We start from the raw sequence: 20,975 nt of genomic DNA on the forward strand, positions 1-20,975 counted from the left end.
GATGAGGGTCCTGATCACCGGCGCCGGCGGCTTCGTCGGCAAGAACCTGCAGCAGCATCTGGCCGAGCGCAAGGACGTGGAGGTGGTGTGCTTCACGCGCGCCAACACCGCGGCCGAGCTGCCGCGCCTGCTGGAAGGGGTGGAGTTCGTGTTTCACTTGGCCGGGGTGAACCGGCCGCAAGACCCGCAAGAGTTCGTGACCGGCAACGCCGACCTGACCGCTGCGCTGGTCGAGGCGGTGGAGGGCGAGATGCGCGCGCGGGGCCGCAAGATCGCCATCGTCTGCACCTCGTCCACCCAGGCCGCCCGCGACAACCCCTATGGAGCCAGCAAGCGCGCGGCCGAGGACGTGCTGCGTGCCTTCGCGGCGCGCACCGGCGCGGCGGCGCATGTGTTTCGCCTGCCCAACGTCTTCGGCAAGTGGTGCCGGCCGAACTACAACTCGGCGGTGGCGACCTTCTGCCACAACATCGCCCGCGGGCTGCCGATCCAGATCAACGACCCGGCCGCACCGGTGACGCTGGTGTATGTGGACGACGTGGTCGAGCGCTTCATCCAGCTCATGGACGGCGCCGACGCGGCGGTGGATGCCGAAGGCTTTGCCACGGTGACGCCGCAACACACCACCACGGTGGGTGAGATGGCGGGGCTGATCGAGACCTTCCGCGCCAGCCGCGACACGCTGGTGACCGAGCGCGTGGGCACAGGCTTTGTGCGCGCGCTGTATTCCACCTATGTGAGCTACCTGCCGCCCGAAGTTTTCGCCTACACGGTGCCGATGCACGGCGACGCGCGCGGGGTGTTCGTGGAAATGCTGAAGACGCCCGACTGCGGGCAGTTCTCCTTCTTCACGGCGCACCCAGGCATCACCCGCGGTGGCCATTACCACCACACCAAGACTGAGAAGTTCCTGGTGATCAAGGGCGAAGCCCGCTTCAAGTTCCGCCACATGCAGACCGGCGAAACGCACGAGCTGGTGACGAGTGGCAGCAAGGCCGAAATCGTTGAAACGGTGCCGGGCTGGACGCACGACATCACCAACATCGGCAGCGACGAGATGGTGGTGATGCTGTGGGCGAACGAGGTGTTTGACCGGGCGAAGCCGGATACGTATGCGTGTGCGTTGTGAGGCGAGGAGGAAACGTCCGTGTTTACAACGAGAGCGGAGTCCGTCACGAAAGCCGGCTTGGCTTGGCGCGAGCGGGGGCGTAGAATACTGGGCAACAGCGCCCAAACCTCTGGCGTCGGCTTGTCCGGCGTCATGTTTGGGCCTTCTATTTGGGGCGGCTGATGACGCATCTCTCGCCGCCCAAGCCATTCAAGAGCTACCCCGACCTGGTCGAATTGCTTCGGCTCCGGGGTATGTCGTTCGACGACGCAGCACGGGCGGAACGCAAACTCGCGCAGGTGGGCTATTACCGCCTGAGCGGTTTCTGGTACGTGTGCCGGGCGCCGGGGATGGGGAGCGGCAGCGCTGCGGTTCGGCGTGCAGATCGCTTCTTGCCCGGCACCGAGTTCGACCGTGTCTTGAGCTTGTACCTGATGGACAAGCGGCTGCGTCTCTTGATGCTCGACGCCATCGAGCGCATCGAGGTTCACGTTCGCAGCGTGATCGCCCATGAGGTCGGCTATCACGATCCCCTGGCTTACCAGTGCAGTGATTTCATCAACCCCTCGCAAACGCGTACCTATAGCGACCGGTCCGGGCGCCAACGAAATGCCTGGATCGAGTGGACGAACCGACAGACCGACCAACTCAATCGGAGCCGGGAAGACTGCATCGAGTGGCATCGACGGTCGCACAAGGCGATTCCGTTCTGGGTGGCCGTCGAGGCGTGGGATTTCGGCGTCGTGTCGAAGTACTACGAGATGCTCAAGCGCCGATACCAGAACCGAGTCGCCGAGCGTCTTGGGGTGAATAACCCTGCAGTGCTGCGTGCCTGGCTGCATGAGATCAACATTTTGCGCAATCGGTGCGCTCATCACTGCCGCATCTGGAACCAGAGCACCAGCAACCCGTTACCCGTACTTGACCACGCCTATTTCAAGGGCCTTGGGATGGAGACGGACGCGGGCTCGCGGCTGCTTGGGCTGATCGTCGTGATCTGGTTCCTGGTGCGCAAGATTGGCCCCAACTCGGAGTGGATCCATGAGGTGGCCGAAGTGGTCGCGGCCAAGCCAGCACTGCCCGGTTGTAGCTTTGCAGCGATGGGGTTCGCCAACGAGTCCGGATTTCCAGAAGCACTACTTCACAACTCCTGACGTGAATCGTTCATGAAAAAACTCAAAGTCATGTCCGTGGTCGGCACCCGGCCCGAGATCATCCGCCTGTCGCGCGTGCTGGCCGCGCTCGACGAGCATTGCGAGCACGTGCTGGTGCACACCGGCCAGAACTACGACTACGAGCTGAACCAGGTCTTCTTCGACGACCTGGGGGTGCGCAAGCCGGATTACTTTCTAAACAGCGCCGAGGGCAGCACTGGGGCGGCGCACACCATCGGCAACCTGATCATCTCCGTCGATCGTGTGCTGGGCGAGGTGCAGCCCGAGGCGATGCTGGTGCTGGGCGACACCAACAGTTGCCTGTCGGTGATCCCGGCCAAGCGGCGCAAGATCCCGATCTTCCACATGGAAGCGGGTAACCGCTGCTTTGACCAGCGCGTGCCGGAAGAGACCAACCGCCGCATTGTCGACCACACCGCCGACATCAATCTCACCTACAGCACGATCGCGCGCGATTACCTGCTGCGCGAGGGCTTGCCGCCCGACCAGGTGATCAAGACCGGCAGCCCGATGTTCGAGGTGCTCACGCATTACCGCCCGCGCATCGAGGCCTCGGACGTACTGCAGCGCTTGTCGCTGGAGGCGGGGCGCTACTTCGTGGTGAGCGCGCACCGGGAAGAGAACATCGAATCGGAAAAGTCCTTCACCAAGTTGGTGGCGGTGCTCAATGTGGTGGCGGAAGACCACGGCCTGCCGGTGATCGTATCGACCCACCCGCGCACGCAGAAGCGCGTGGATGCGACCGGGGCGAAGTTCCACCCGATGGTGCGGCTGCTGAAGCCATTGGGCTTCCACGACTACGTGAAGCTGCAGCTTTCGGCGAAAGCAGTGCTGTCGGACAGCGGCACGATCAACGAGGAGTCGTCGATCCTCAACTTCCCGGCGCTGAACCTGCGCGAGGCGCACGAGCGCCCGGAAGGCATGGAAGAGGCAGCGGTGATGATGGTGGGGCTGGAGGTGGACCGCGTGCGCCAAGGGCTGGCGGTGCTCGCGTCGCAACTGCGCGGCGAAGAGCGCAGCCTGCGCCAGGTGGCTGACTACAGCATGCCGAACGTATCGGACAAGGTGGTGCGCATCATCCACAGCTACACGGACTACGTGAAGCGGGTGGTGTGGAAGGAATATTGAAGCGATGCGGATTGCACTGATTGCCGACACCTTCCCGCCGCTGCGTACCTCGGGCGCGGTGCAGTTGCGCGACCTGGCGCGCGAGTTCGTGCGTCAGGGGCATGAGCTGACGGTGCTGCTGCCGTCGTCGGAGATCGCCGGGCAGTGGGCGATGGAGGATTTCGACGGCGCGCGCGTCATCCGGCTGAAAGCGCCAAAGACCAAGGACATCGGCTACGTGCGGCGCACGATCGGCGAGCTTGTGATGCCGTTCGCGATGCTGCGCAACCTTCGCCGCAGTCCGCTTGCCGGCGAGAAGTGGGACGGCGTGGTGTGGTACGCGCCGACGATCTTCCTGGGGCCGATCGCGCGCGCGCTGAAGAAGGCGAGCGGCTGCCGCGGCTACCTGATCATTCGCGACATCTTTCCCGAGTGGGCGGTGGATATGGGGCTGATGGGGCGCGGGCTGCCGTATCGCTTCTTCGATGCGGTGGCGCGCTACCAGTATTCGGTGGCGGATGTGATCGGGGTGCAGACGCCGGGGAACAAGGGGTACTTTACCCAGTGGATCAAGCGCCCCGGTCGCCGGCTGGAGGTGCTGCAGAATTGGCTGGGCGCGCCGGCCGATGCGCCGAGCACGATCGTGGTGGGCGAGACGGCGCTGGCCGGGCGCAAGGTGTTTGTGTACGCGGGCAACATGGGCGTGGCGCAGGGCATGGGCGTGCTGCTCGACCTGGCCGAGCGCATGCGCAGCCGGGCGGACGTGGGCTTCCTGTTCGTGGGGCGCGGCAGCGACGCCCAGCGCCTGCGCGAGGACGCACGCACGCGCGGCCTGGACAACGTGGTTTTCCGAGACGAGATCCACCCGGACGAGATCCCGAACCTTTACGCGCAGTGCCACATCGGCCTGGTGGCGCTCGACCCGCGCCACCGCACGCACAACATCCCCGGCAAGTTCCTGACCTACATGCAGAGCGGCTTGCCGGTGCTGGCGAGCGTGAATGCGGGCAACGACCTGGTGGGGCTGATCGAGGAGGCGCGCGTGGGCCGGTCGGTGACCGATGCATCGGCGGAGTCGCTCGCCCGCGCGGCCGTCGCACTGGTGGATGAGGTCGGCGCCGACGCGGGTTTCGCCGAGCGCTGCAAGGAGCTGTCAGCGCGGCTGTTCTCGGCCGACACCGCGGTGCGGCAGATTGCGGCCGCATTGCATCCCGCTGCGCACGCGGTTTGATGCAGGAACAACGATGACGATCACCGCCTTCGATCAGGCTTATCTCGAATCCCTCTGCGCCCAGGCCGCGTCCTCGCCGCGTGCGCGCCAGCACCGCAATGTGCACACCGACTACACCGACGCTTGCCAGCGCGTGTTCAACGCGATCACCACGCGCAGCTATGTGGTCCCGCACCGCCACGGTTTGAGCCCGCGCGACGAAACCATGTTTGCCGTCCGCGGCCGGCTCGCGCTGGTGGTGTTCGACGATGCGGGCGAAGTGATCGAGGTGGTGCGCTACGGCGCGCAGGGCGGGGAGGGCGACGAAAAGCTCGCCGCCGGCTTGCTCGTCCCTGCCGGCACCTGGCACACCGTGCTGGCGCTGGACGACGACGCGATCCTGTTCGAGATCAAGGCCGGCCCTTTCGACCCCAACGCCCCCAAGGAACCCGCGCCCTGGGCGCCGGCTGAGGGTACGCCGGAGGCGGAGCCGTACTTTGCGCGCTTGCGGGTGTTGGTGGGCGGGTAAGGAGAGGGCTGTGTGAATCTGGAAAAGGTATCGGATGAGGTTTGATGGACGCAACGGTGTGCGTGATCGCGGGGACGCGATGCAAGGGGGCTCGGCATGAGCGATGTTGAGAACCCGACGTCTGGGTCGAAGTCGAGGCGACGTGTTCGTACGCGCAGGAGCCGGCTGCGTCGGCTGGCTTTGCCCTTGCTGGCGCTTGGCCTGGTGGCCGTCGCCGGTTTGTTGTATGCGTGGCTTCTCGGTTCTGGGGCGGAGGGGAAGCCTGCGGCGCGCGCGCTTGCGACTGAGCCGGCCGCCGTGGCGGAGCGCACGCTGGCGATGCGTCCACTGAGCTTGCCGCACGACGATGCGCCTCATGCCGGAGCGACGGAGTGGTGGTACTACACCGGGCACCTGACGGGGGCCGATGGCTCGCGCCATGCCTTCCATGCGACGGTGTTTCTGCGGGATGGCATGGTGCGGCACACGGTGTTTCACGGTTCGCTGAGCGACGAGACGCGCAACCGCCGGCGCATGCTGCAACTGCGCACGGCGGGCATTCCGACAGACCCGAAGGCAGAGGGCTTCGACTTCCGCTACGGTGATTGGCGGGTGGCGGGGGCGGGCCCTCGCCATTCGCTACGGATGGCCGGCGAGGGCTTCGTGCTGGAGCTTGCGATGCAGGATTCGCAGGCGCCGTTGCTGCACCGGGCGAAAGGTTCGCGTACGCCAGGCTTGGTTGATTTTGGCGAGGCCGGCATCAGCTACTACTACTCGCGCCCGCGCATGGCGGCGCGGGGCACGCTGGCGACGGATGGCGCCGCGCCGGTGGTGGTGAGCGGCGAGGTGTGGTTTGACCACCAGTGGGGCAATTTCGACGCCTCGCGCCAGGCATGGAACTGGTTTGCGCTGCAGCTCGATGATGGCAGCGACCTGATGATCTACCAGGCTTTCGACGCTGCCGGCAAACCCTCCGCGCTGCTGGGTTCGCTGCGCAAGGGCGAGGCGGTGACCCCGCTGGATGCGGCCGATCTGAAGCTGACGACGTTGGGCGTGTGGCGCAGCGCCGCGTCCGGCGTGCGCTACCCCGCAGGCTGGGATGTGGACACGCCGTTCGGCCGCATCGCGGTGCGGCCGGTGCGCCAGGATAGCGAGTTCAACGGCCTGGAGACGACCTTCAAGCAGTATTGGGAAGGCGGCGTGCGTGTCAGCGGCGCGCGCGGAGGCCAGGGCTTTCTGGAAATGAGCGGCTACGACCTGATCCCGGCGGTTCAGCCCAAGGAATGATCCGGCGTGGTGCGCGGCCGGCGCGCCGCGCGGGCTGCGGCTATAGCCGGCCGGCCCACTGATCCACCGCGTTGGCGATCATGTCGTAGGCCTGGCGATGGGCTGCTTCGCCCTGGCGATAGGGGTCGGGCACTTCGGTCCCGCTCCAGTGGCCGATCAGGAAGGACTTGCCGCGCGCGGTGGGATCGAGGGCGAAGGCGTCGTCCAGATGGTGTTTCGCCATCACCAGGATGAGGTCGGCCCAGCGGCTGAGCTCGGTGTTGAACTGCTGGGCGCGGTGCCGCGACAGATCCACCCCGTGTTCCGATGCGACGGCCTGAGCGGTGTCGTCAGCAGGGTGCCCGATCAGGGCGCCGGTGCCGGCAGAGCGCACTTCGGATTTCTTGCCGTTGGAGGCCAGGCGCATGCGCAGGAGCTCTTCGGCGAGCGGGCTGCGGCAGATGTTGCCGGTGCAGAGGACGAGGATCTTTTCGAACATTTTCGAAGAGTAAAAAAAACCGACACCCCCTGTCGAGGGCGTCGGTTTGTGCTGCCAGGGTCAGGCGACGATCAGGCTTTGCGGCGGCGCACTGCACCCAGACCGGCGAGGCCGAGGCCCAGCAGTGCCAGCGAGGCGGGCTCGGGCACCGAGGTGGCTGTGATGGTCAGGTCGCGAACGGCGAAAGTTGCGTCGGTGACGTTGTAGGTGGGGCTGGTTGCGTACTTGAGCTGATTGGCCGGATTCGCCATGTTGGCGCTGGTCGGTGCGATCGCTTGCGACACCAGGAAGGAAGCGTAGTCGGCAGCGGCCAGCATCGCGCCGAAGCCCATCCAGCCGGTGGCGGTCTCGGTGATGTCGAAGCTCATGCCATCCGTGAAGATCTTGCCGTTGGAGATCGCCAGGGTGCCGGCACCGGCGGTGCTCGCGAACGACGTGCCGAGCAGGCTGTTGATGTAGGCCAGCACCGAAGTCGTGGTGTTGCCGTCGTAGCTTGCCGTGAAGCCGAATGTGCCCACCTGGGCATCATTGGCGCCGAGGGTGCCCGCGGAGAGGGTGAACGGATAGCTGCCGGGGGTCAGGCCGGAGGCGCCCAGCAGGCCGGTGAAGACCGGGGTCAGCGTGCTGATGGTGCCGCCCAGATCCGGGCCGGTCGGCGGGACGACGTCGATGGAACCCGAACCGCTGACGGCGACCGTGTAGTTGCCCGACGGCGCGGCGGCGACGATGCCGGAGCCGGTCAAGTCGCGCAGCGTGACGGAATAGGTGTTCGCGCTGCCGTCGGCGAAGCCGGAGATGGCGACAAAGCCAGTCAGCGAGGGAACGGTGGTGGTATAGACTGCAGCGGAGGCTGCGGTGCTGAAGCCAGCGGCGAGAAGAGCTGCTGAGATGACGCCGTATTTGTTCATGTCTTGATTTCCTGTGTGCGCAACGGTATTGCGAACGTCTTGTTGCAGATTTGATATCGCTGCATGACGGCAGGGATGGTCGATAACGCCGGAAGTGTTTAAAGCAAGAACTGCGCCGAATATGCAATACACTGATTTTTAGCGGGAAAATTTATGAAAATCGGCGCGGACGTGAGTGGGTGTAAATTTATCCGACATGTTCCTATGAGACCCGTGCCCTGTGCCGATGGTTCGCGAGTGAGACGATCGGTTGAAGGGAGGAGAAGACATGGACTTTCGTAACGGCAGGGAGAGCGACAACATCGAGGATCGCCGCGGCGAGGGCGGCGGCATGCGTCTGGGCGGTGGCAAGATCGGTGTCGGCACGGTCGTGCTGGCCTTGATCGCCTGGTATTTCGGCCTCGATCCCAGCGTGGTGCTGAACACCGCGAGCGTGGTGCAGTCCCCTTCCGCGCAGGAAAGCCGGCCGCGTTCACGCGCGGAGGACGAGATGGCGCGCTTCACCTCGATGGTGCTGGCCGACACCGAGGACACCTGGGGTGCGATCTTCCGCAGCGCGGGCCGCCAGTATCAGCAGCCGCGCCTGGTCCTTTACACCGGCGCCACGCAGAGCGGCTGCGGCGTCGGGCAGGCCGCGATGGGGCCGTTCTACTGTCCGGCGGACGCCAAGGTCTACCTCGACCTGTCCTTCTTCAACGAGCTGAGCACCCGCTTCGGCGCGCCCGGGGACTTCGCTCAGGCCTACGTCATCGCGCACGAGGTCGGCCACCACGTGCAGAACCTGTTGGGCATCTCGGAAAAAGTGCAGCAGGCGCGGCAGCGCGTGTCCGAGCGCGAGTCCAACGGCCTGTCGGTGCGGCTGGAACTGCAGGCTGACTGCCTCGCCGGCGTGTGGGCGAATCATGCCGACCGTTCGCGCAAGGTGCTGGAGGCCGGCGACATCGAGGAAGGCCTGGCGGCCGCGTCCGCGACCGGCGACGATCGCCTGCAGAAGCAGGCGCGCGGCTATGCTGTGCCCGACAGCTTCACCCACGGCACCTCGGCGCAGCGTGCGCGCTGGTTCCGCGAGGGCCTGCAGCAGGGCACGCTGCGCGCCTGCGACACGTTCAGCGTCGGCGCGCTGTAAGGGTGTCAGGCCGTAGGGCCGGCTTCAGCCGGCCGCGTGGTGCCAGGCATTGGCGGGATGGTGCCTGGCTAGCTCCCTTGGTGGCCGACTAAAGCCCGCCCTGCGATGCTCATCAACCCCCAGCGAGGCGGGCGAAAGCGTCGACCACTTCCTTCGGAGCCTGCACCAGCTCGATCAGCACGCCCTCGCCGCCGATCGGGAATTCCTCGTTGCCTTTCGGGTGCAGGAAGGTGATGTCGAAGCCGGCGGCGCCGCGGCGGATGCCGCCCGGCGCGAAGCGCACGCCGTTGGCCGACAGCCATTCCACCGCTTTGGGCAGGTCGTCCACCCACAGCCCGACGTGGTTCAGCGGCGTGGTGTGGACGGCCGGCTTCTTGTCCGCATCCAGCGGCTGCATCAGGTCCACTTCCACCTTGAACGGGCCGCTGCCCATGGCGCAGATGTCCTCGTCCACGTTCTCGCGTTCGGACACGAAGTTGCCGGTGACTTCCAGCCCGAGCATGTCGACCCACAGGGTCTTGAGCTTTTCCTTGCTCGGTCCGCCGATGGCGATCTGCTGGATGCCGAGGATCTTGAACGGGCGCTGGGCCATGGTGGGGTCTCCGGGTGCGAAGTGGATTAAGAATTCATAATTATAGCGAGGCTTGCTCGTGTTTTGGGGGAGTGCGTGTAGCCCGTCGGCGGGCGAGTTCCGCAGCCCGCGGAGCAAATGCCGCGCGCTCCCGACAGGGAAGCACCCAACCAACGGTCACTCCCACGTGACCTGTGCTGAAAACAGATACCCCGCCCCATACACCGTCTTGATCAGTTTCGGATTCTGCGGATCGTCGTCGAGCTTGCGGCGCAGGCGCGAGATACGCACATCGATGCTGCGGTCGAAGGGATCGAGGTCGCGCTCGCCCAGCAATTGCTCGCGCGACAGGATCTTGTTCGGCCGCCGCAGCAGGCTCGCCAGCAGGCTCGCCTCGGAGGAGGACAGGCCGATCTCGCGGCCGTCCGCCGCCGTCAGCGCATGCCGCGCGGCGTCGAACGTCCAGCCGGCGAAGCGGGCGATGGTGCGCTCGGCGGGCTCGACGGTTGCGGCGCGCTGGTAACGGCGCAGGATGGAGCGCACGCGGGCGACCAGCTCGCGCGGCTCGAACGGTTTCACGATGTAGTCGTCAGCGCCCAGCTCCAGGCCGAGCACGCGATCGGTGACGTCGTTGCGCCCGGTCAGGATCAGCACTGCGCAGGGGCTGCCCTCCTGCAGCTCGCGCACCACCTGCATGCCGTCCATGTCGGGCAGGCCCAGATCGATGATGCACAGGTCGGGCGTTGCCTGCCGTGCGCGCGACAGCAACTGTCGCCCGGTGCTCATGTGCTCGCAGCGGAAGCCATAGTCGGCCAGGCTGCTGCAGATCAGGCGCGCGATCTCGGGCTCGTCTTCGAGCACGTAGAGCGTGACGGGCATGTCAGGGCGTGGCAGGGTCATGATGGGCGGGTTTCCAGAAGCTCGGCGAGGGCCTTGGCGAGGGCGGGCTGGTCGAAAGGCTTGCGCAGCACCGGGACGTCCGCCTCTGCGGCGGCGCTGAAACTTTCGCTGGCATAGCCGGTGATCAGCAGCACCGGCAGGCCCGGGCGCAGCGTGCGGGCACGTGCAGCCAGCTCCGGTCCGCCGATGCCGCCGGGCATCACGGTGTCGCTGACCAGGATGGCGATGTCGGCGACGTTCTCCAGCAGGCCCAGCGCCTCGATGCCGTCGCCCGCCTCGATCACCGGATGGCCGAGCGCGGTGAGCTGCATGCGGATCACTTTGCGCACCTCCGGCTCGTCCTCCACCAGCAGCACCGGCCCGTCGCGCAGCGGCAGCCTGCCCGCAGGGCGCTCGATGTCCGGGGCGACGGTTTGCGGCGCCGCAGTCATCGGCAGCACGAAGCGCACGTTCGTGCCCTTGCCGCGCGTGCTGAGGATGCGCAGGTTGCCGCCGGACTGGCGCACGAAGCCATAGACCATGGACAGGCCGAGGCCGCTGCCGCCGCCGAAGGGCTTGGTGGTGAAGAAGGGTTCCAGCACGCGCGGCAGCACCGCCGCGTCGATGCCGCAGCCGGTGTCCGACACGTCGATCTGCACATAGTCCCCCGGGGGCACTTCCGCTGCCCGGGCCAGGTCGGTGTCGAGCGCGCGCAGCGTCACTGCGATGGTCAGCTCGCCGCCGTCGGGCATCGCGTCGCGCGCGTTCAGGGCGAGGTTCAGGATCGCGTTCTCGAGCTGGTGCGGGTCGACCAGCGCATGCAGCGGCTCCCCCGGCAGGCGCAACCTCACCTTGATCGTCTCGCCCAGGCTTCGTACCAGCAGGTGGGTCATGTTGTGCACCAGCGAGCCGACCTCGACCGCGGTCGGTTCCAGCGTCTGCCGCCGCGAGAAGGTCAGCAGCCGGCGGATCAGCTCCGCGCCGCGTCGCGCCGCCTGCAGCGCAGGGCCGACGTACTCGGCCACCTGCACACCTTCTGGCCGCTCCTGCAGCGCAGACAGGTTGCCGATGATGATGGTGAGCAGGTTGTTGAAGTCGTGCGCGAGGCCGCCGGTGAGCTGCCCGACCGCCTCCATCTTCTGCGCCTGCACCAGCGCCGCCTGGTTGGCCCGCTGTTCGGTGATGTCGGTGCTCATCACGAAGAGGCCGACCACCGCCTCGCCATCGGCGCCGACCTCGGGCACCAGCACGCTGCGCGCATGCAGGGGACGGCCGCCGGGGCCGGTGCGGCTGTATTCGTAGCACACACGCTCACCGCCGCGCGCGCGCTCGATCTGAGCTTGAATCTGGGCGTAGGCCTCGTCGCCGACCACTTCGTGGATGTTCCGGCCGACGATCTCGTCCTTCGGGTAACCGAACCAGTCGGCATAGCCGCGGTTGGCGAAGTGGTAGATCTCCTGGCTGTCCACGTAGGCGATCATCGCCGGGATGGAGTCGATGATCAGTTGCAGGCGGTGCTCGCTGCGGCGCAGTGCGCCGGCGATCTGGTCTATCTCGCTGTTGGCCTGCTCAAGCTCCGCGGTACGCTCGCGCACCCGCGCCTCGAGCTGCGCGTTCTGTTGCTGGATCACTGCCTCGTAGCGGCGCTGCTCGGTGACGTCGGTCCACAAGGACACGAAGCCCAGGTTCGGGATGGGGACGCCGCGCACCGCCAGCACCGTGCCGTTGGGCCGCGCCCGCTCGATGTAGTGCGGCTGGAAGGCGCGGGCCGACGCCATGCGCTGCGCGACCAGCGTCTCGATGTCGCCTTCGCCGTATTCGCCGCGCGCGGCATTGAAGCGCACGAAGGCCTCGAAGGGCGTGCCGACCCGCACCAGTTCCTCCGGGAAGTCGAGCAGGCGGACCAGCGCCTTGTTCCAGGTGACGAGCTTGGGCGTGGTGTCGAACACCGCGATGGCCTGGTCGAGCAGGTCGAACCCGGCCAGCAGCAGGTCGTGCCGCCGCAACTGTTCCGGCGTGAAGGCCTGGGCGTCGGGCGCGGCATTGGCTGGCTTCACCATGTGCGACGTGTCTCCGGATCCAAGATGATTGTCGTTGTCGGGGCGATGTTTGCACAACTTGCACCACGATGGCTGCGCCATTCGACCTGTGCTCGCATGCGGTGGCTGCGGGCCGCGCCAGTCGTGACTTAATTCATTGTCCGGTCAGGTCCGCCTCGACATACTCGATGCGTCATTTTTCGGCCGAGCCCATGTTGAGGCCCGGCCTTGCGCGTCAAGGGCACACTCGTCGAAAGGCGGGGCCGCAAAGCTTCCGGACTAAACCCCGAGCAGGGGCATGTCAGCGGGGCTGCCGCAGCAGCATTCGTTTCGTGCTCTTGGCGTTGTCCGACCAGGAACAGGAGACGCGCAAATGAAGTCCCGCCTCATCGCCACGGCCATCGCCGTGGCCTTTCCCGCGTTGTCGCACGGCCAGGTGGCCGAATTGCTGGCAGCCCCGCTCAACAGCTACGAGCAGCTCTACAACCGCGTTCAGAAGCAGGTTGGCGCCGATCTCGCGCAGGCACGCGGCTACACCGGCAAGGGCGCGGTGGTTGCGATACTCGACACCGGCTTCGAGGGCAGCCATCCCGAGCTGAAGACCCAGTTCGCCAGCACGCAGATGTTCGACGCGAGCACCGGGAAGTACGTGGCCATCACCGACGGCAATGGTCACGGCACCCACGTCGCCGGCATCGTCGCCGGCTCCACCGGAACCGGTTACAGCTATGGCATCGCGCCCGATGCGAGGGTGCTGCCGATCAAGGTGTTCACCAGTTCGACCTGGACCGCAAGCAGCACTGCGCTGGCCGCCGGACTGAAGAACGCGACAGCGAACAACAGCGTGTCGGTCATCAGCATGAGCCTCGGCGGCAGCGGCCCACTCGGGGGGACTTTCGAGACCGCGCTACGCAACACCGTCAATGCCGACAAGCTGGTCGTGGTCGCGGCAGGCAACAGCGCTGGCACCGATCCACAGTGGCCAGCCCGGTACGCCAAGGAGAGCTGGGCCAAGGGCCAGATCGTCGCGGTAGGTGCCGTGGATGCGAACAACCAGATCGCCAGCTTCTCCAACCGCGCGGGCGACACTGCGAACTGGTACCTGGTGGCGCCGGGTACCAGCGTGCTGTCGTCCTACCGCGGCGGTAGCTATGCGTACATGAGCGGCACCTCGATGGCGACGCCGGTGGTCGCCGGTGCGGCCGCGCTCCTCGAAGCGGCATGGCCTCAGCTCAAGGCGGGGCAGGTTGCCGCCATCCTGTTCCAGACGGCGACGGATCTGGGCGCTCCCGGCGTCGATGCCATTTACGGACGGGGCCTGCTCAACGTCGATCGCGCGATGCAGCCGGTCGGCACGCTCAGCGTGCCGACCTCGGGCACGAAGACGGTCAGCACCTCGGCCACGGTCCTGCGAACTTCCGCCGCTTCCTGGAGCGGACTGCGCGCCGCGGCGGCGGCCGGCCAGTTCCGCGGCGTGAGCGTCGATGCCTTCAACCGCGATTTTGCCGTCGATTACGGCGCCGGCATCCGCGCCCCCGCGCGTGATGGTATGGCAGCGCTGCTGGCCACGGCGGGGCGTCCGCTGTGGGTGAATGAGCAGGTGGCGCGCGACGGGTCCCGCTTCCTGAGTGCGGTCGAGGTCGAGCGCCCCCACGGGTCATTCGCCGGAGAGGACGAGCAACGCACCCTGGTCGCCACCAGCGCGCTGTTCAAGCTCGCGGGCGGCAAGGAGCTGGCGCTTGCCGGGGGCAGCCTGGCGGGGCGCTATTTCGGCCTGGCCGAGCTCGATGGGACACTGGCCAATCCTTACCTGGGGCTCACACGGTCGGCAGCGCAACTGGCCTTCGGCTTGAGCCGCGGCGCATGGCAGGTAAAGGCGGGCGTGCTCGATGGTGGCCTCAATGCGGCGATGGCCGGGCAGCATGGGCCGGCCGAGCGTGCGTCGGGCGGGCGGGCGCTGGTAGGCGAACTGAACTATGCGGTCGACGACGCGGCGATGGTGGGCGCGCAGCTTGCGGATGTCGCCGAGGCGGACGGCTGGCTTGGCGCAAGCGGCAGTGCGGGTCTGGGCCTGAGCAGCGCCCGCACCCGCACGCTGACCGCCCATGGCAGTTACCGCCTGAGTGACGCGGTCACCCTGGCGGCGCAGTACTCGATCGCACGGACCTCCGATGCGCGCGGCGACGCCCTGCTGGCGGCCGCCCGCGGCGTGCGCTCGGAAGCGTTCGCGCTCGGGCTGGTGGGGCACGGCAACTTCCTTGTCGGTGACCGGCTGTCGCTCACGCTGTCGAGTCCGATGCGCATCTCGCGCGGGACGGCGAAGGTAGAGATGCCGGTCGACATCACCGCGGCCGGCGATCCGGTGTTCGAATCGCGCCGCGTGCCGCTCGCCAGCACCAGTCGCGAACTGAAACTTGCGCTCGACTACGCGATGCCGCTGTCGGCCACCACAAGTCTGTCCTGGGTCGCCGCGTTGCGCGACAACGCCGACCATGTGGCCGGCGAGCGCGATGTCCAGGCCGGCATGGTTTATCGCGCCGCGTTCTGAGCGTGCGCCGCCACGGACCGCCCGCCACCGGCGGTCCGTGCTGCCATCTGCGACGATCGTCGGCGTCGTGACGGCTCAGGCCTGCGAGCCGGGGCTGCCAGTGCGCATCGCCAGGCGACGTCGGAACTGTTCCGGCGACACGCCGCTCCAGGCGACGAAGGCGCGATAGAAGGCCGAGGTGTCGGCATAGCCCAGCTCGGCGGCGATGCGCGCCACCGGCTGGCGCGTCTTCGTCAGCCGGGCGAGCGCGATGTCGCGGCGGATGGCGTCCTTGATGCTGCGGAAGCTGGCGCCTTCTTCCTCCAGTCGCCGATGCAGGGTGCGCGGCGACACGTGCAGGCGGCCGGCGACCTCGTCCAGCGGCAGGCTGGCGGGCAGGGCGTCGCGCAGCAGGTCGCGCACGCGGAACACCATCTCGCGGTCGCGGCGGTACAGCATGGAAATCTTGCCCGGCGCGCCATCGAGGAATTCGGCCAGCGCCGCCTCGTCGCGGCGGATGGGCAGATCGAGCAGATTGGCCTGGAAGCTGGCGCTCAGCAGCTCGGCACCGAAGCTGGAATGCTCGGTGTAGACCAGGGCGTAGTCGTCGGCGTGGGGCGGGCGGGCATAGGGGAAGCTCACCGCGTCCAGCGCCAGACCGCGGCCCACGAACCAGCACGCCACGCCGTGCAGCAGGCGCAGCAGCCACTCGAAGGCGAACACCCGCGCCGGATCGTCGGCGTCGGCGGTCAGCGCGCGTGCCTCGGCGATCCTCAAGTCGGCACGGCTCTCGTCGCGCCGGATGACCACCTCCAGGTCGGGCAGCACGATGCGCATGAAGCGCGCCGCGCGTGACAGAGCTTCCGCGAGCGTCGGCGCGCCGAGCATGCCGCGGCACAGGAACTCGAAGCAACCGGGTGGCATGCTGCGGCTGAAAAGGCCGAAACCCTCGTCCTGCAGTTCGTCCACCACCCGGTTGTAGAGCGCTGCGTACCGATCGACCGGAATGCGGCTGGCAGTGTCTGCAAGGTCGATGCCGCTTGCGGCGAGAATGGGCGCCGGATCGCGACCCGCGCGGCGCATGCCGGACAGCATGCCGGTGACGAAGCCCATCGCGACCGTCGCGCGGCTGCGGTAGGTTCGCGGTGACGCGTGGACGTGCGGGGACTGCGACCTGGACATGGCGGCTGGGGTGAGGGTGTTGCCAAGCGGTGTCAATATTCTGGCGGATTTTGCACGATCATCGTCCATTGCAACAATGGCAATGCCGGCGCCCTGCTTCTACCATTCATGGATGCCTATCAACCGGTGGAGGAGACCAACATGACCGACCTCAGCGTGGCGCACAAGCTCTCGCCTTACAAGCCGAAGAACAAGGTGCGCTTCGTCACCGCAGCGGCCCTTTTCGACGGCCACGACGCATCGATCAACATCATGCGCCGCATCCTGCAATCCACCGGTGCCGAAGTCATCCATCTCGGTCACAACCGCTCGGTTGGCGAGATCGTCAATGCCGCGCTGCAGGAAGACGTGCAGGGCATCGCCATCACTTCCTACCAGGGCGGCCACGTCGAGTTCTTCAAGTACATGATCGACCTGCTGAAGGCCAATGGCGGCGACAAGATCAAGGTGTTCGGCGGCGGTGGCGGCGTGATCGTGCCGGCCGAGATCCGGGAACTGCACGATTACGGCGTGACCCACATCTTCTCGCCCGAGGACGGCGCCAAGATGGGCCTGCAGGGCATGATCAACAGCGTGGTCGAGCGCTGCGACCTCGACATCACCAAGGCCGCGCCGCAGAAGGCCGACGCCGTGCTCAAGGCCCTGGCCGCAGGCGATCGCCGGGCGCTGGCGCAGATCATCACCGCGCTCGAGAACGGCGGCTACGGCGACGACGTCAAGAAGGCGCTGATCGACGCCGCAGCCAAGACCAAGGTGCCGACGCTGGGCATCACCGGCACCGGCGGCGCGGGCAAGTCCTCGCTCACCGACGAGCTGGTGCGCCGCTTCCGTCTCGACCAGGACGACAAGCTCAAGCTCGCCATCGTCTCCATCGACCCCTCGCGCAAGCGCACCGGCGGCGCGCTGCTCGGCGACCGCATCCGCATGAACGCGATCGAGCACGACAACATCTACATGCGCTCGCTCGCCACGCGCGACACCGGCTCGGAGATCTCGGTGGCGCTGCCGGAAGTCATCGCCGCCTGCAAGCTGGCGGGCTTCGACCTGGTCGTCGTCGAGACCTCGGGCATCGGCCAGGGCAACGCCGCGATCGTGCCCTTCGTCGACCTGTCGCTGTACGTCATGACGCCCGAGTTCGGCGCGGCGAGCCAGCTCGAGAAGATCGACATGCTCGACTTCGCCGACTTCGTCGCGATCAACAAGTTCGACCGCAAGGGCGCGGAGGACGCGCTGCGCGACGTGCGCAAGCAGTACCAGCGCAACCGCGAGCTGTTCAACCAGGCGACGGAAGAGATGCCGGTGTTCGGCACGATGGCGGCGCGCTTCAACGACGACGGCGTCACCGCGCTGTACCAGGCGATGCTGCCGGCACTCGTCGGCAAGGGCCTGAAGGCAGCCAAGAGCAAGCTGCCGGTGGTCAAGGTACGGGCATCGTCCGAAGGCCGCGCCATCGTTCCCGCCGATCGCACCCGCTACCTGGCCGAGATCGCCGACACCGTGCGCGGCTACCACAAGCACATCGAGCAGCAGGCGCGCGTCGCGCGCGAGCGCCAGTCGCTGAAGATCGCGAAGGGCCTGTTCGAGCAGTGCGGCAAGGACGCCGGCTCGTTTGCCGAGATGATCGACTGGAAGGACGGCGAGCTGACGCCGGCGGCGAAGAAGCTGCTCGACATGTGGCCGAAGACGAAGGAACTCTACGCCGCCGACGAGTACGTGGTGAAGATCCGCGACAAGGAGATCCGCACCCAGCTCACCAGCACCTCGCTGTCGGGCAGCAAGATCCGCAAGGTGGCGCTGCCCAACTTCGAGGACGCGGGCGAGACGCTCAAGTTCCTGATGAAGGAGAACGTTCCCGGTTCCTTCCCTTACACCGCCGGCGTATTCGCGTTCAAGCGCGAGGGCGAGGACCCGACCCGGATGTTCGCGGGCGAGGGCGACGCCTTCCGCACCAACCGCCGCTTCAAGAAGGTGTCCGAAGGCATGCCGGCGCACCGCCTGTCGACCGCCTTCGACTCGGTCACGCTGTACGGCTGCGACCCCGACCTGCGTCCGGACATCTACGGCAAGATCGGCAACTCCGGTGTGTCCATCGCCACGCTCGACGACATGAAGGTGCTGTACGACGGCTTCGACCTGTGCGCGCCCACCACCTCGGTGTCGATGACGATCAACGGCCCGGCGCCGATCATCCTCGCCTTCTTCTTCAACACTGCGCTCGACCAGCAGGTCGCCAAGTTCAAGGCCGACAATGGCCGCGATCCGACCGAGGACGAAGTGCAGAAGATCAAGGAGTGGACGCTGGCGACCGTGCGCGGCACGGTGCAGGCGGACATCCTGAAGGAAGACCAGGGCCAGAACACCTGCATCTTCAGCACCGAGTTCGCGCTGAAGATGATGGGCGACATCCAGGAATACTTCGTGCACCACAAGGTGCAGAACTTCTACTCGGTGTCGATCTCCGGCTATCACATCGCCGAGGCCGGCGCGAACCCGATCAGCCAGCTCGCCTTCACGCTGTCGAACGGCTTCACCTACGTCGAGAGCTACCTGGCGCGCGGCATGCACATCGACGACTTTGCGCCCAACCTGAGCTTCTTCTTCAGCAACGGCATGGACCCGGAATATTCGGTGATCGGCCGTGTTGCCCGCCGCATCTGGGCGGTGGCGATGAAGAACAAGTACGGCGCCAACGAGCGCAGCCAGAAGCTGAAGTACCACGTGCAGACCTCGGGCCGCTCGCTGCACGCGCAGGAGATGGACTTCAACGACATCCGCACCACGCTGCAGGCGCTCATCGCGATCTACGACAACTGCAACTCGCTGCACACCAACGCCTACGACGAGGCGATCACCACGCCGACGGAAGAAAGCGTGCGGCGTGCGATGGCGATCCAGTTGATCATCAACCGCGAGTGGGGCCTGGCCAAGAACGAGAACCCGAACCAGGGCGCCTTCATCATCGAGGAACTCACCGACCTCGTCGAAGAAGCCGTGCTGAAGGAGTTCGAGGCGATCGCCAGCCGCGGCGGCGTGCTCGGCGCGATGGAGACCGGCTACCAGCGCGGCAAGATCCAGGAGGAGTCGCTCTATTACGAGCACAAGAAGCACGACGGCTCCTACCCGATCATCGGCGTGAACACCTTCCTCAACCCGAAGGGTCACGTCGATCAGGAGATCGAGCTGGCGCGCTCGACCGAGGAAGAGAAGCAGGGCCAGTTGAAGCGCCTGGCCGACTTCCACGCCCGCAACAAGGACGAGGCGCCGAAGTGGCTGGGCAAGCTGCAGCAGGCCGTCATCGACAACGCCAACGTGTTCGAGGTGCTGGTCGATGCGGTGCGCTACTGCTCGCTGGGCCAGATCACCGAGGCGCTGTACAAGGTGGGCGGGCAGTATCGGCGCAGCATGTAATGGCGGCGGGGCTTCCCGCAGTCGGAAAAAGACAAACGGCGCTGCGGCGCCGTTTGTCGTTCATGGACAGGACCGGCGGACGACCTACTTCGTCGCCCCGGCGGACAGCGCGTCGATCATCGCCCGTAGCGTGCGGATCTGCACGCCGTTCTTGGTCGCGTAGTCCTCGCCGGTGTAGCCCCACCAGTCCCAGCAGCCGTTCGGGTTGCGGAAGGGGATCGACACTGCCTGCGGATACAGCACGACGATGTGGTTGTTGTCGGCCCAGCGGTCATAGCCGGTGTTCTTGACGAACAGCGTGCCGTTGTAGAGTCCGCCGCCGGGGGGCGGGCGCAGCGGCAGGTAGCTCTGGCCCTGCTTGCAGCCGTGCAGCGCGATGTGCACACGGCATGTCTCACCCTTGGCGCAGCTTTCCGGCACGTAGGCCCAGGCGGTGTTGTCCAACCCGTTGAGCCAGTTGAACCAGCCGCTGCGGTCCGCAGGGATATAGGCGCGTTGGTCGAATTCGATGAAGCGGCCAGCCGGCTTGCTGCCCGGCTGCTTCAGCGGGCCATAGATCCAGCTCAGCACCTGGCCTGCCGTGTCGTAGCCGCACTTGCCGATGTAGGGCTCCGTCTCCTTGCTGCAGGCGATGCCATAGTCGGACGTCGGCATGGTGTGAGCGGCGTCGGGCAGGCGTACGGCGGAAAGGTTGGACGCCGGCACACCGAGGGCGGCATAGAAAGCGGACAACTGGTCGGCGATGACGGGCGGTACCAGCGTGTCCTTCGCTCCCGAAACGGTCAGGATGCGATCGCTGGCGACGTCGCCGACCGGGTCGATCAGGCCCTTCTCCGCCATGGCCCTGGCGTTTGCAGCCAGGCCTGGCGCATTCGCGCTGGTCGGCGTGACCTTGCACTGCACCGTGGGTTCGCCGGTGCACGAACACTGCGCGACTGCCCGCATCACGTCGCCTTGCGAGCAGTTGTAGGGCCCGCCGGCGACCACGCCGGCCCCCTTGACGATGGACGAATGCGCTACCTGAAACTGTACCGTCATGAAGCCACCGGACGAGATTCCCGACACCGAGGTCTGACTGATGTCGATGTTCAGGGCCGGAAGTGGCGGGGCGGCCGTCGCCGGCAGCGACAGCGTGCCGGCGACGAGGCCGAGCGCCAGCAGGCGGCGCGAAAGGGGGAGGGCAGAAGCACGCATCGGATTCTCCAGGATGCCGGTTAACCAGCCTGCAATGCCAGCCGCGTACCACTGCGCCATCTGGTCTGAGCTAAACGGCTGGCGGGTTTGTTGCAATGCACCTCTGTACAGATAAGGAATGAGGCTGATTCAAGGTGCAATGCAGCATACCCGCATCATGGTCTCAAGTGCGAGATCTGCTGGAATCTTGCGCGCATGAATGATGTCCGCTGCCCGCGGCGTTCGATCCGCGGGCAGCGGGCGGTGCGCGGCGGGCTCAGTGAAGAAG

16 protein-coding genes and 1 riboswitch are annotated in these 20,975 nt (G+C 66.6%); of the genes, 9 read left to right on the forward strand and 7 right to left on the reverse strand.

Features of this window, described 5'->3' with window-relative positions:
• Position 1: 1 nt before the first annotated feature.
• From GH664_RS19665 to GH664_RS19690, 6 genes are all read left to right on the forward strand, one after another.
• Positions 2-1,129 (forward strand): capsular polysaccharide biosynthesis protein CapF, encoded by a 1,128-nt coding sequence (locus GH664_RS19665; RefSeq protein ID WP_153169806.1) that lies wholly within the window; start codon positions 2-4, stop codon positions 1,127-1,129.
• 161 nt (positions 1,130-1,290) lie between these two features.
• Positions 1,291-2,262, forward strand: coding sequence for an Abi family protein (locus GH664_RS19670; RefSeq protein ID WP_153169807.1), 972 nt, complete (start codon positions 1,291-1,293; stop codon positions 2,260-2,262).
• Between the two features lie 12 nt (positions 2,263-2,274).
• Positions 2,275-3,411, forward strand: a complete 1,137-nt coding sequence (wecB, locus tag GH664_RS19675) for a non-hydrolyzing UDP-N-acetylglucosamine 2-epimerase (RefSeq protein ID WP_153169809.1) — start codon at positions 2,275-2,277, stop codon at positions 3,409-3,411.
• Between the two features lie 4 nt (positions 3,412-3,415).
• Positions 3,416-4,621 (forward strand): glycosyltransferase family 4 protein, encoded by a 1,206-nt coding sequence (locus GH664_RS19680; protein ID WP_153169811.1) that lies wholly within the window; start codon positions 3,416-3,418, stop codon positions 4,619-4,621.
• A 13-nt stretch (positions 4,622-4,634) separates the two neighbouring features.
• A complete protein-coding gene (locus tag GH664_RS19685) occupies positions 4,635-5,129 on the forward strand; it encodes a WbuC family cupin fold metalloprotein (RefSeq protein WP_153169812.1) in 495 nt (164 codons plus the stop codon).
• Positions 5,130-5,225: 96 nt separating this feature from the next.
• The gene (locus tag GH664_RS19690) at positions 5,226-6,395 is read left to right on the forward strand and encodes a lipocalin family protein (RefSeq protein WP_153169813.1); all 1,170 of its coding nucleotides are present in this window, start codon (positions 5,226-5,228) and stop codon (positions 6,393-6,395) included.
• A gap of 40 nt (positions 6,396-6,435) precedes the next feature.
• Here the strand turns inward: GH664_RS19690 and GH664_RS19695 are convergent, their stop codons facing one another.
• Both GH664_RS19695 and GH664_RS19700 read right to left on the reverse strand, forming a co-directional pair.
• Positions 6,436-6,873 carry a low molecular weight protein-tyrosine-phosphatase gene (locus GH664_RS19695; RefSeq protein ID WP_153169814.1) on the reverse strand — a complete coding sequence of 146 codons (438 nt, stop codon included), beginning with the start codon at positions 6,871-6,873 and terminating at the stop codon, positions 6,436-6,438.
• 71 nt (positions 6,874-6,944) lie between these two features.
• On the reverse strand, positions 6,945-7,781 hold the full coding sequence (locus tag GH664_RS19700) for a PEP-CTERM sorting domain-containing protein (RefSeq protein ID WP_153169815.1): 837 nt from the start codon (positions 7,779-7,781) through the stop codon (positions 6,945-6,947).
• Between the two features lie 268 nt (positions 7,782-8,049).
• Between GH664_RS19700 and GH664_RS19705 the strand changes: the two genes are divergently transcribed.
• Positions 8,050-8,907, forward strand: coding sequence for a neutral zinc metallopeptidase (locus GH664_RS19705; protein WP_153169816.1), 858 nt, complete (start codon positions 8,050-8,052; stop codon positions 8,905-8,907).
• Positions 8,908-9,019: 112 nt separating this feature from the next.
• Here the strand turns inward: GH664_RS19705 and GH664_RS19710 are convergent, their stop codons facing one another.
• From GH664_RS19710 to GH664_RS19720, 3 genes are all read right to left on the reverse strand, one after another.
• Positions 9,020-9,499 carry a VOC family protein gene (locus tag GH664_RS19710; RefSeq protein ID WP_153169817.1) on the reverse strand — a complete coding sequence of 160 codons (480 nt, stop codon included), beginning with the start codon at positions 9,497-9,499 and terminating at the stop codon, positions 9,020-9,022.
• A 156-nt stretch (positions 9,500-9,655) separates the two neighbouring features.
• The gene (locus tag GH664_RS19715) at positions 9,656-10,378 is read right to left on the reverse strand and encodes a response regulator transcription factor (RefSeq protein ID WP_153169818.1); all 723 of its coding nucleotides are present in this window, start codon (positions 10,376-10,378) and stop codon (positions 9,656-9,658) included.
• Complete coding sequence (locus GH664_RS19720) at positions 10,375-12,417, reverse strand: PAS-domain containing protein (protein WP_153169819.1); 2,043 nt, start codon at positions 12,415-12,417, stop codon at positions 10,375-10,377. The genes GH664_RS19715 and GH664_RS19720 overlap by 4 nt, the downstream gene beginning before the upstream one ends.
• Before the next feature lie 209 nt (positions 12,418-12,626).
• Positions 12,627-12,714: riboswitch (cyclic di-GMP riboswitch) on the forward strand.
• 55 nt (positions 12,715-12,769) lie between these two features.
• Between GH664_RS19720 and GH664_RS19725 the strand changes: the two genes are divergently transcribed.
• Positions 12,770-14,944, forward strand: a complete 2,175-nt coding sequence (locus tag GH664_RS19725; RefSeq protein WP_194270450.1) for a S8 family peptidase — start codon at positions 12,770-12,772, stop codon at positions 14,942-14,944.
• A 75-nt stretch (positions 14,945-15,019) separates the two neighbouring features.
• On the opposite strand, the gene GH664_RS19730 is transcribed toward GH664_RS19725, so the two are convergent.
• Positions 15,020-16,036 carry an AraC family transcriptional regulator gene (locus GH664_RS19730; RefSeq protein WP_153169836.1) on the reverse strand — a complete coding sequence of 339 codons (1,017 nt, stop codon included), beginning with the start codon at positions 16,034-16,036 and terminating at the stop codon, positions 15,020-15,022.
• A gap of 210 nt (positions 16,037-16,246) precedes the next feature.
• Between GH664_RS19730 and icmF the strand changes: the two genes are divergently transcribed.
• Positions 16,247-19,513, forward strand: a complete 3,267-nt coding sequence (gene icmF / locus GH664_RS19735; RefSeq protein ID WP_153169821.1) for a fused isobutyryl-CoA mutase/GTPase IcmF — start codon at positions 16,247-16,249, stop codon at positions 19,511-19,513.
• Between the two features lie 84 nt (positions 19,514-19,597).
• Here icmF and GH664_RS19740 read toward each other — a convergent pair whose 3' ends face one another.
• Positions 19,598-20,707, reverse strand: coding sequence for a poly(3-hydroxybutyrate) depolymerase (locus GH664_RS19740; RefSeq protein WP_153169822.1), 1,110 nt, complete (start codon positions 20,705-20,707; stop codon positions 19,598-19,600).
• Positions 20,708-20,975 lie beyond the last annotated feature (268 nt).

The organism is Thauera sp. 2A1, assembly GCF_009469595.2.
Lineage (GTDB): Bacteria > Pseudomonadota > Gammaproteobacteria > Burkholderiales > Rhodocyclaceae > Thauera.

What these genes read in the sequence shown, in the direction of transcription:
- GH664_RS19665 (WP_153169806.1), top strand. Translation starts at nt 2, where the DNA reads ATGAGGGTCCTGATCACCGGCGCCGGCGGCTTCGTCGGCAAGAACCTG.
- GH664_RS19670 (WP_153169807.1), top strand. Translation starts at nt 1,291, where the DNA reads ATGACGCATCTCTCGCCGCCCAAGCCATTCAAGAGCTACCCCGACCTG.
- wecB (WP_153169809.1), top strand. Translation starts at nt 2,275, where the DNA reads ATGAAAAAACTCAAAGTCATGTCCGTGGTCGGCACCCGGCCCGAGATC.
- GH664_RS19680 (WP_153169811.1), top strand. Translation starts at nt 3,416, where the DNA reads ATGCGGATTGCACTGATTGCCGACACCTTCCCGCCGCTGCGTACCTCG.
- GH664_RS19685 (WP_153169812.1), top strand. Translation starts at nt 4,635, where the DNA reads ATGACGATCACCGCCTTCGATCAGGCTTATCTCGAATCCCTCTGCGCC.
- GH664_RS19690 (WP_153169813.1), top strand. Translation starts at nt 5,226, where the DNA reads ATGAGCGATGTTGAGAACCCGACGTCTGGGTCGAAGTCGAGGCGACGT.
- GH664_RS19695 (WP_153169814.1), bottom strand. Translation starts at nt 6,873, where the DNA reads ATGTTCGAAAAGATCCTCGTCCTCTGCACCGGCAACATCTGCCGCAGC.
- GH664_RS19700 (WP_153169815.1), bottom strand. Translation starts at nt 7,781, where the DNA reads ATGAACAAATACGGCGTCATCTCAGCAGCTCTTCTCGCCGCTGGCTTC.
- GH664_RS19705 (WP_153169816.1), top strand. Translation starts at nt 8,050, where the DNA reads ATGGACTTTCGTAACGGCAGGGAGAGCGACAACATCGAGGATCGCCGC.
- GH664_RS19710 (WP_153169817.1), bottom strand. Translation starts at nt 9,499, where the DNA reads ATGGCCCAGCGCCCGTTCAAGATCCTCGGCATCCAGCAGATCGCCATC.
- GH664_RS19715 (WP_153169818.1), bottom strand. Translation starts at nt 10,378, where the DNA reads ATGACCCTGCCACGCCCTGACATGCCCGTCACGCTCTACGTGCTCGAA.
- GH664_RS19720 (WP_153169819.1), bottom strand. Translation starts at nt 12,417, where the DNA reads ATGGTGAAGCCAGCCAATGCCGCGCCCGACGCCCAGGCCTTCACGCCG.
- GH664_RS19725 (WP_194270450.1), top strand. Translation starts at nt 12,770, where the DNA reads ATGAAGTCCCGCCTCATCGCCACGGCCATCGCCGTGGCCTTTCCCGCG.
- GH664_RS19730 (WP_153169836.1), bottom strand. Translation starts at nt 16,036, where the DNA reads ATGGGCTTCGTCACCGGCATGCTGTCCGGCATGCGCCGCGCGGGTCGC.
- icmF (WP_153169821.1), top strand. Translation starts at nt 16,247, where the DNA reads ATGACCGACCTCAGCGTGGCGCACAAGCTCTCGCCTTACAAGCCGAAG.
- GH664_RS19740 (WP_153169822.1), bottom strand. Translation starts at nt 20,707, where the DNA reads ATGCGTGCTTCTGCCCTCCCCCTTTCGCGCCGCCTGCTGGCGCTCGGC.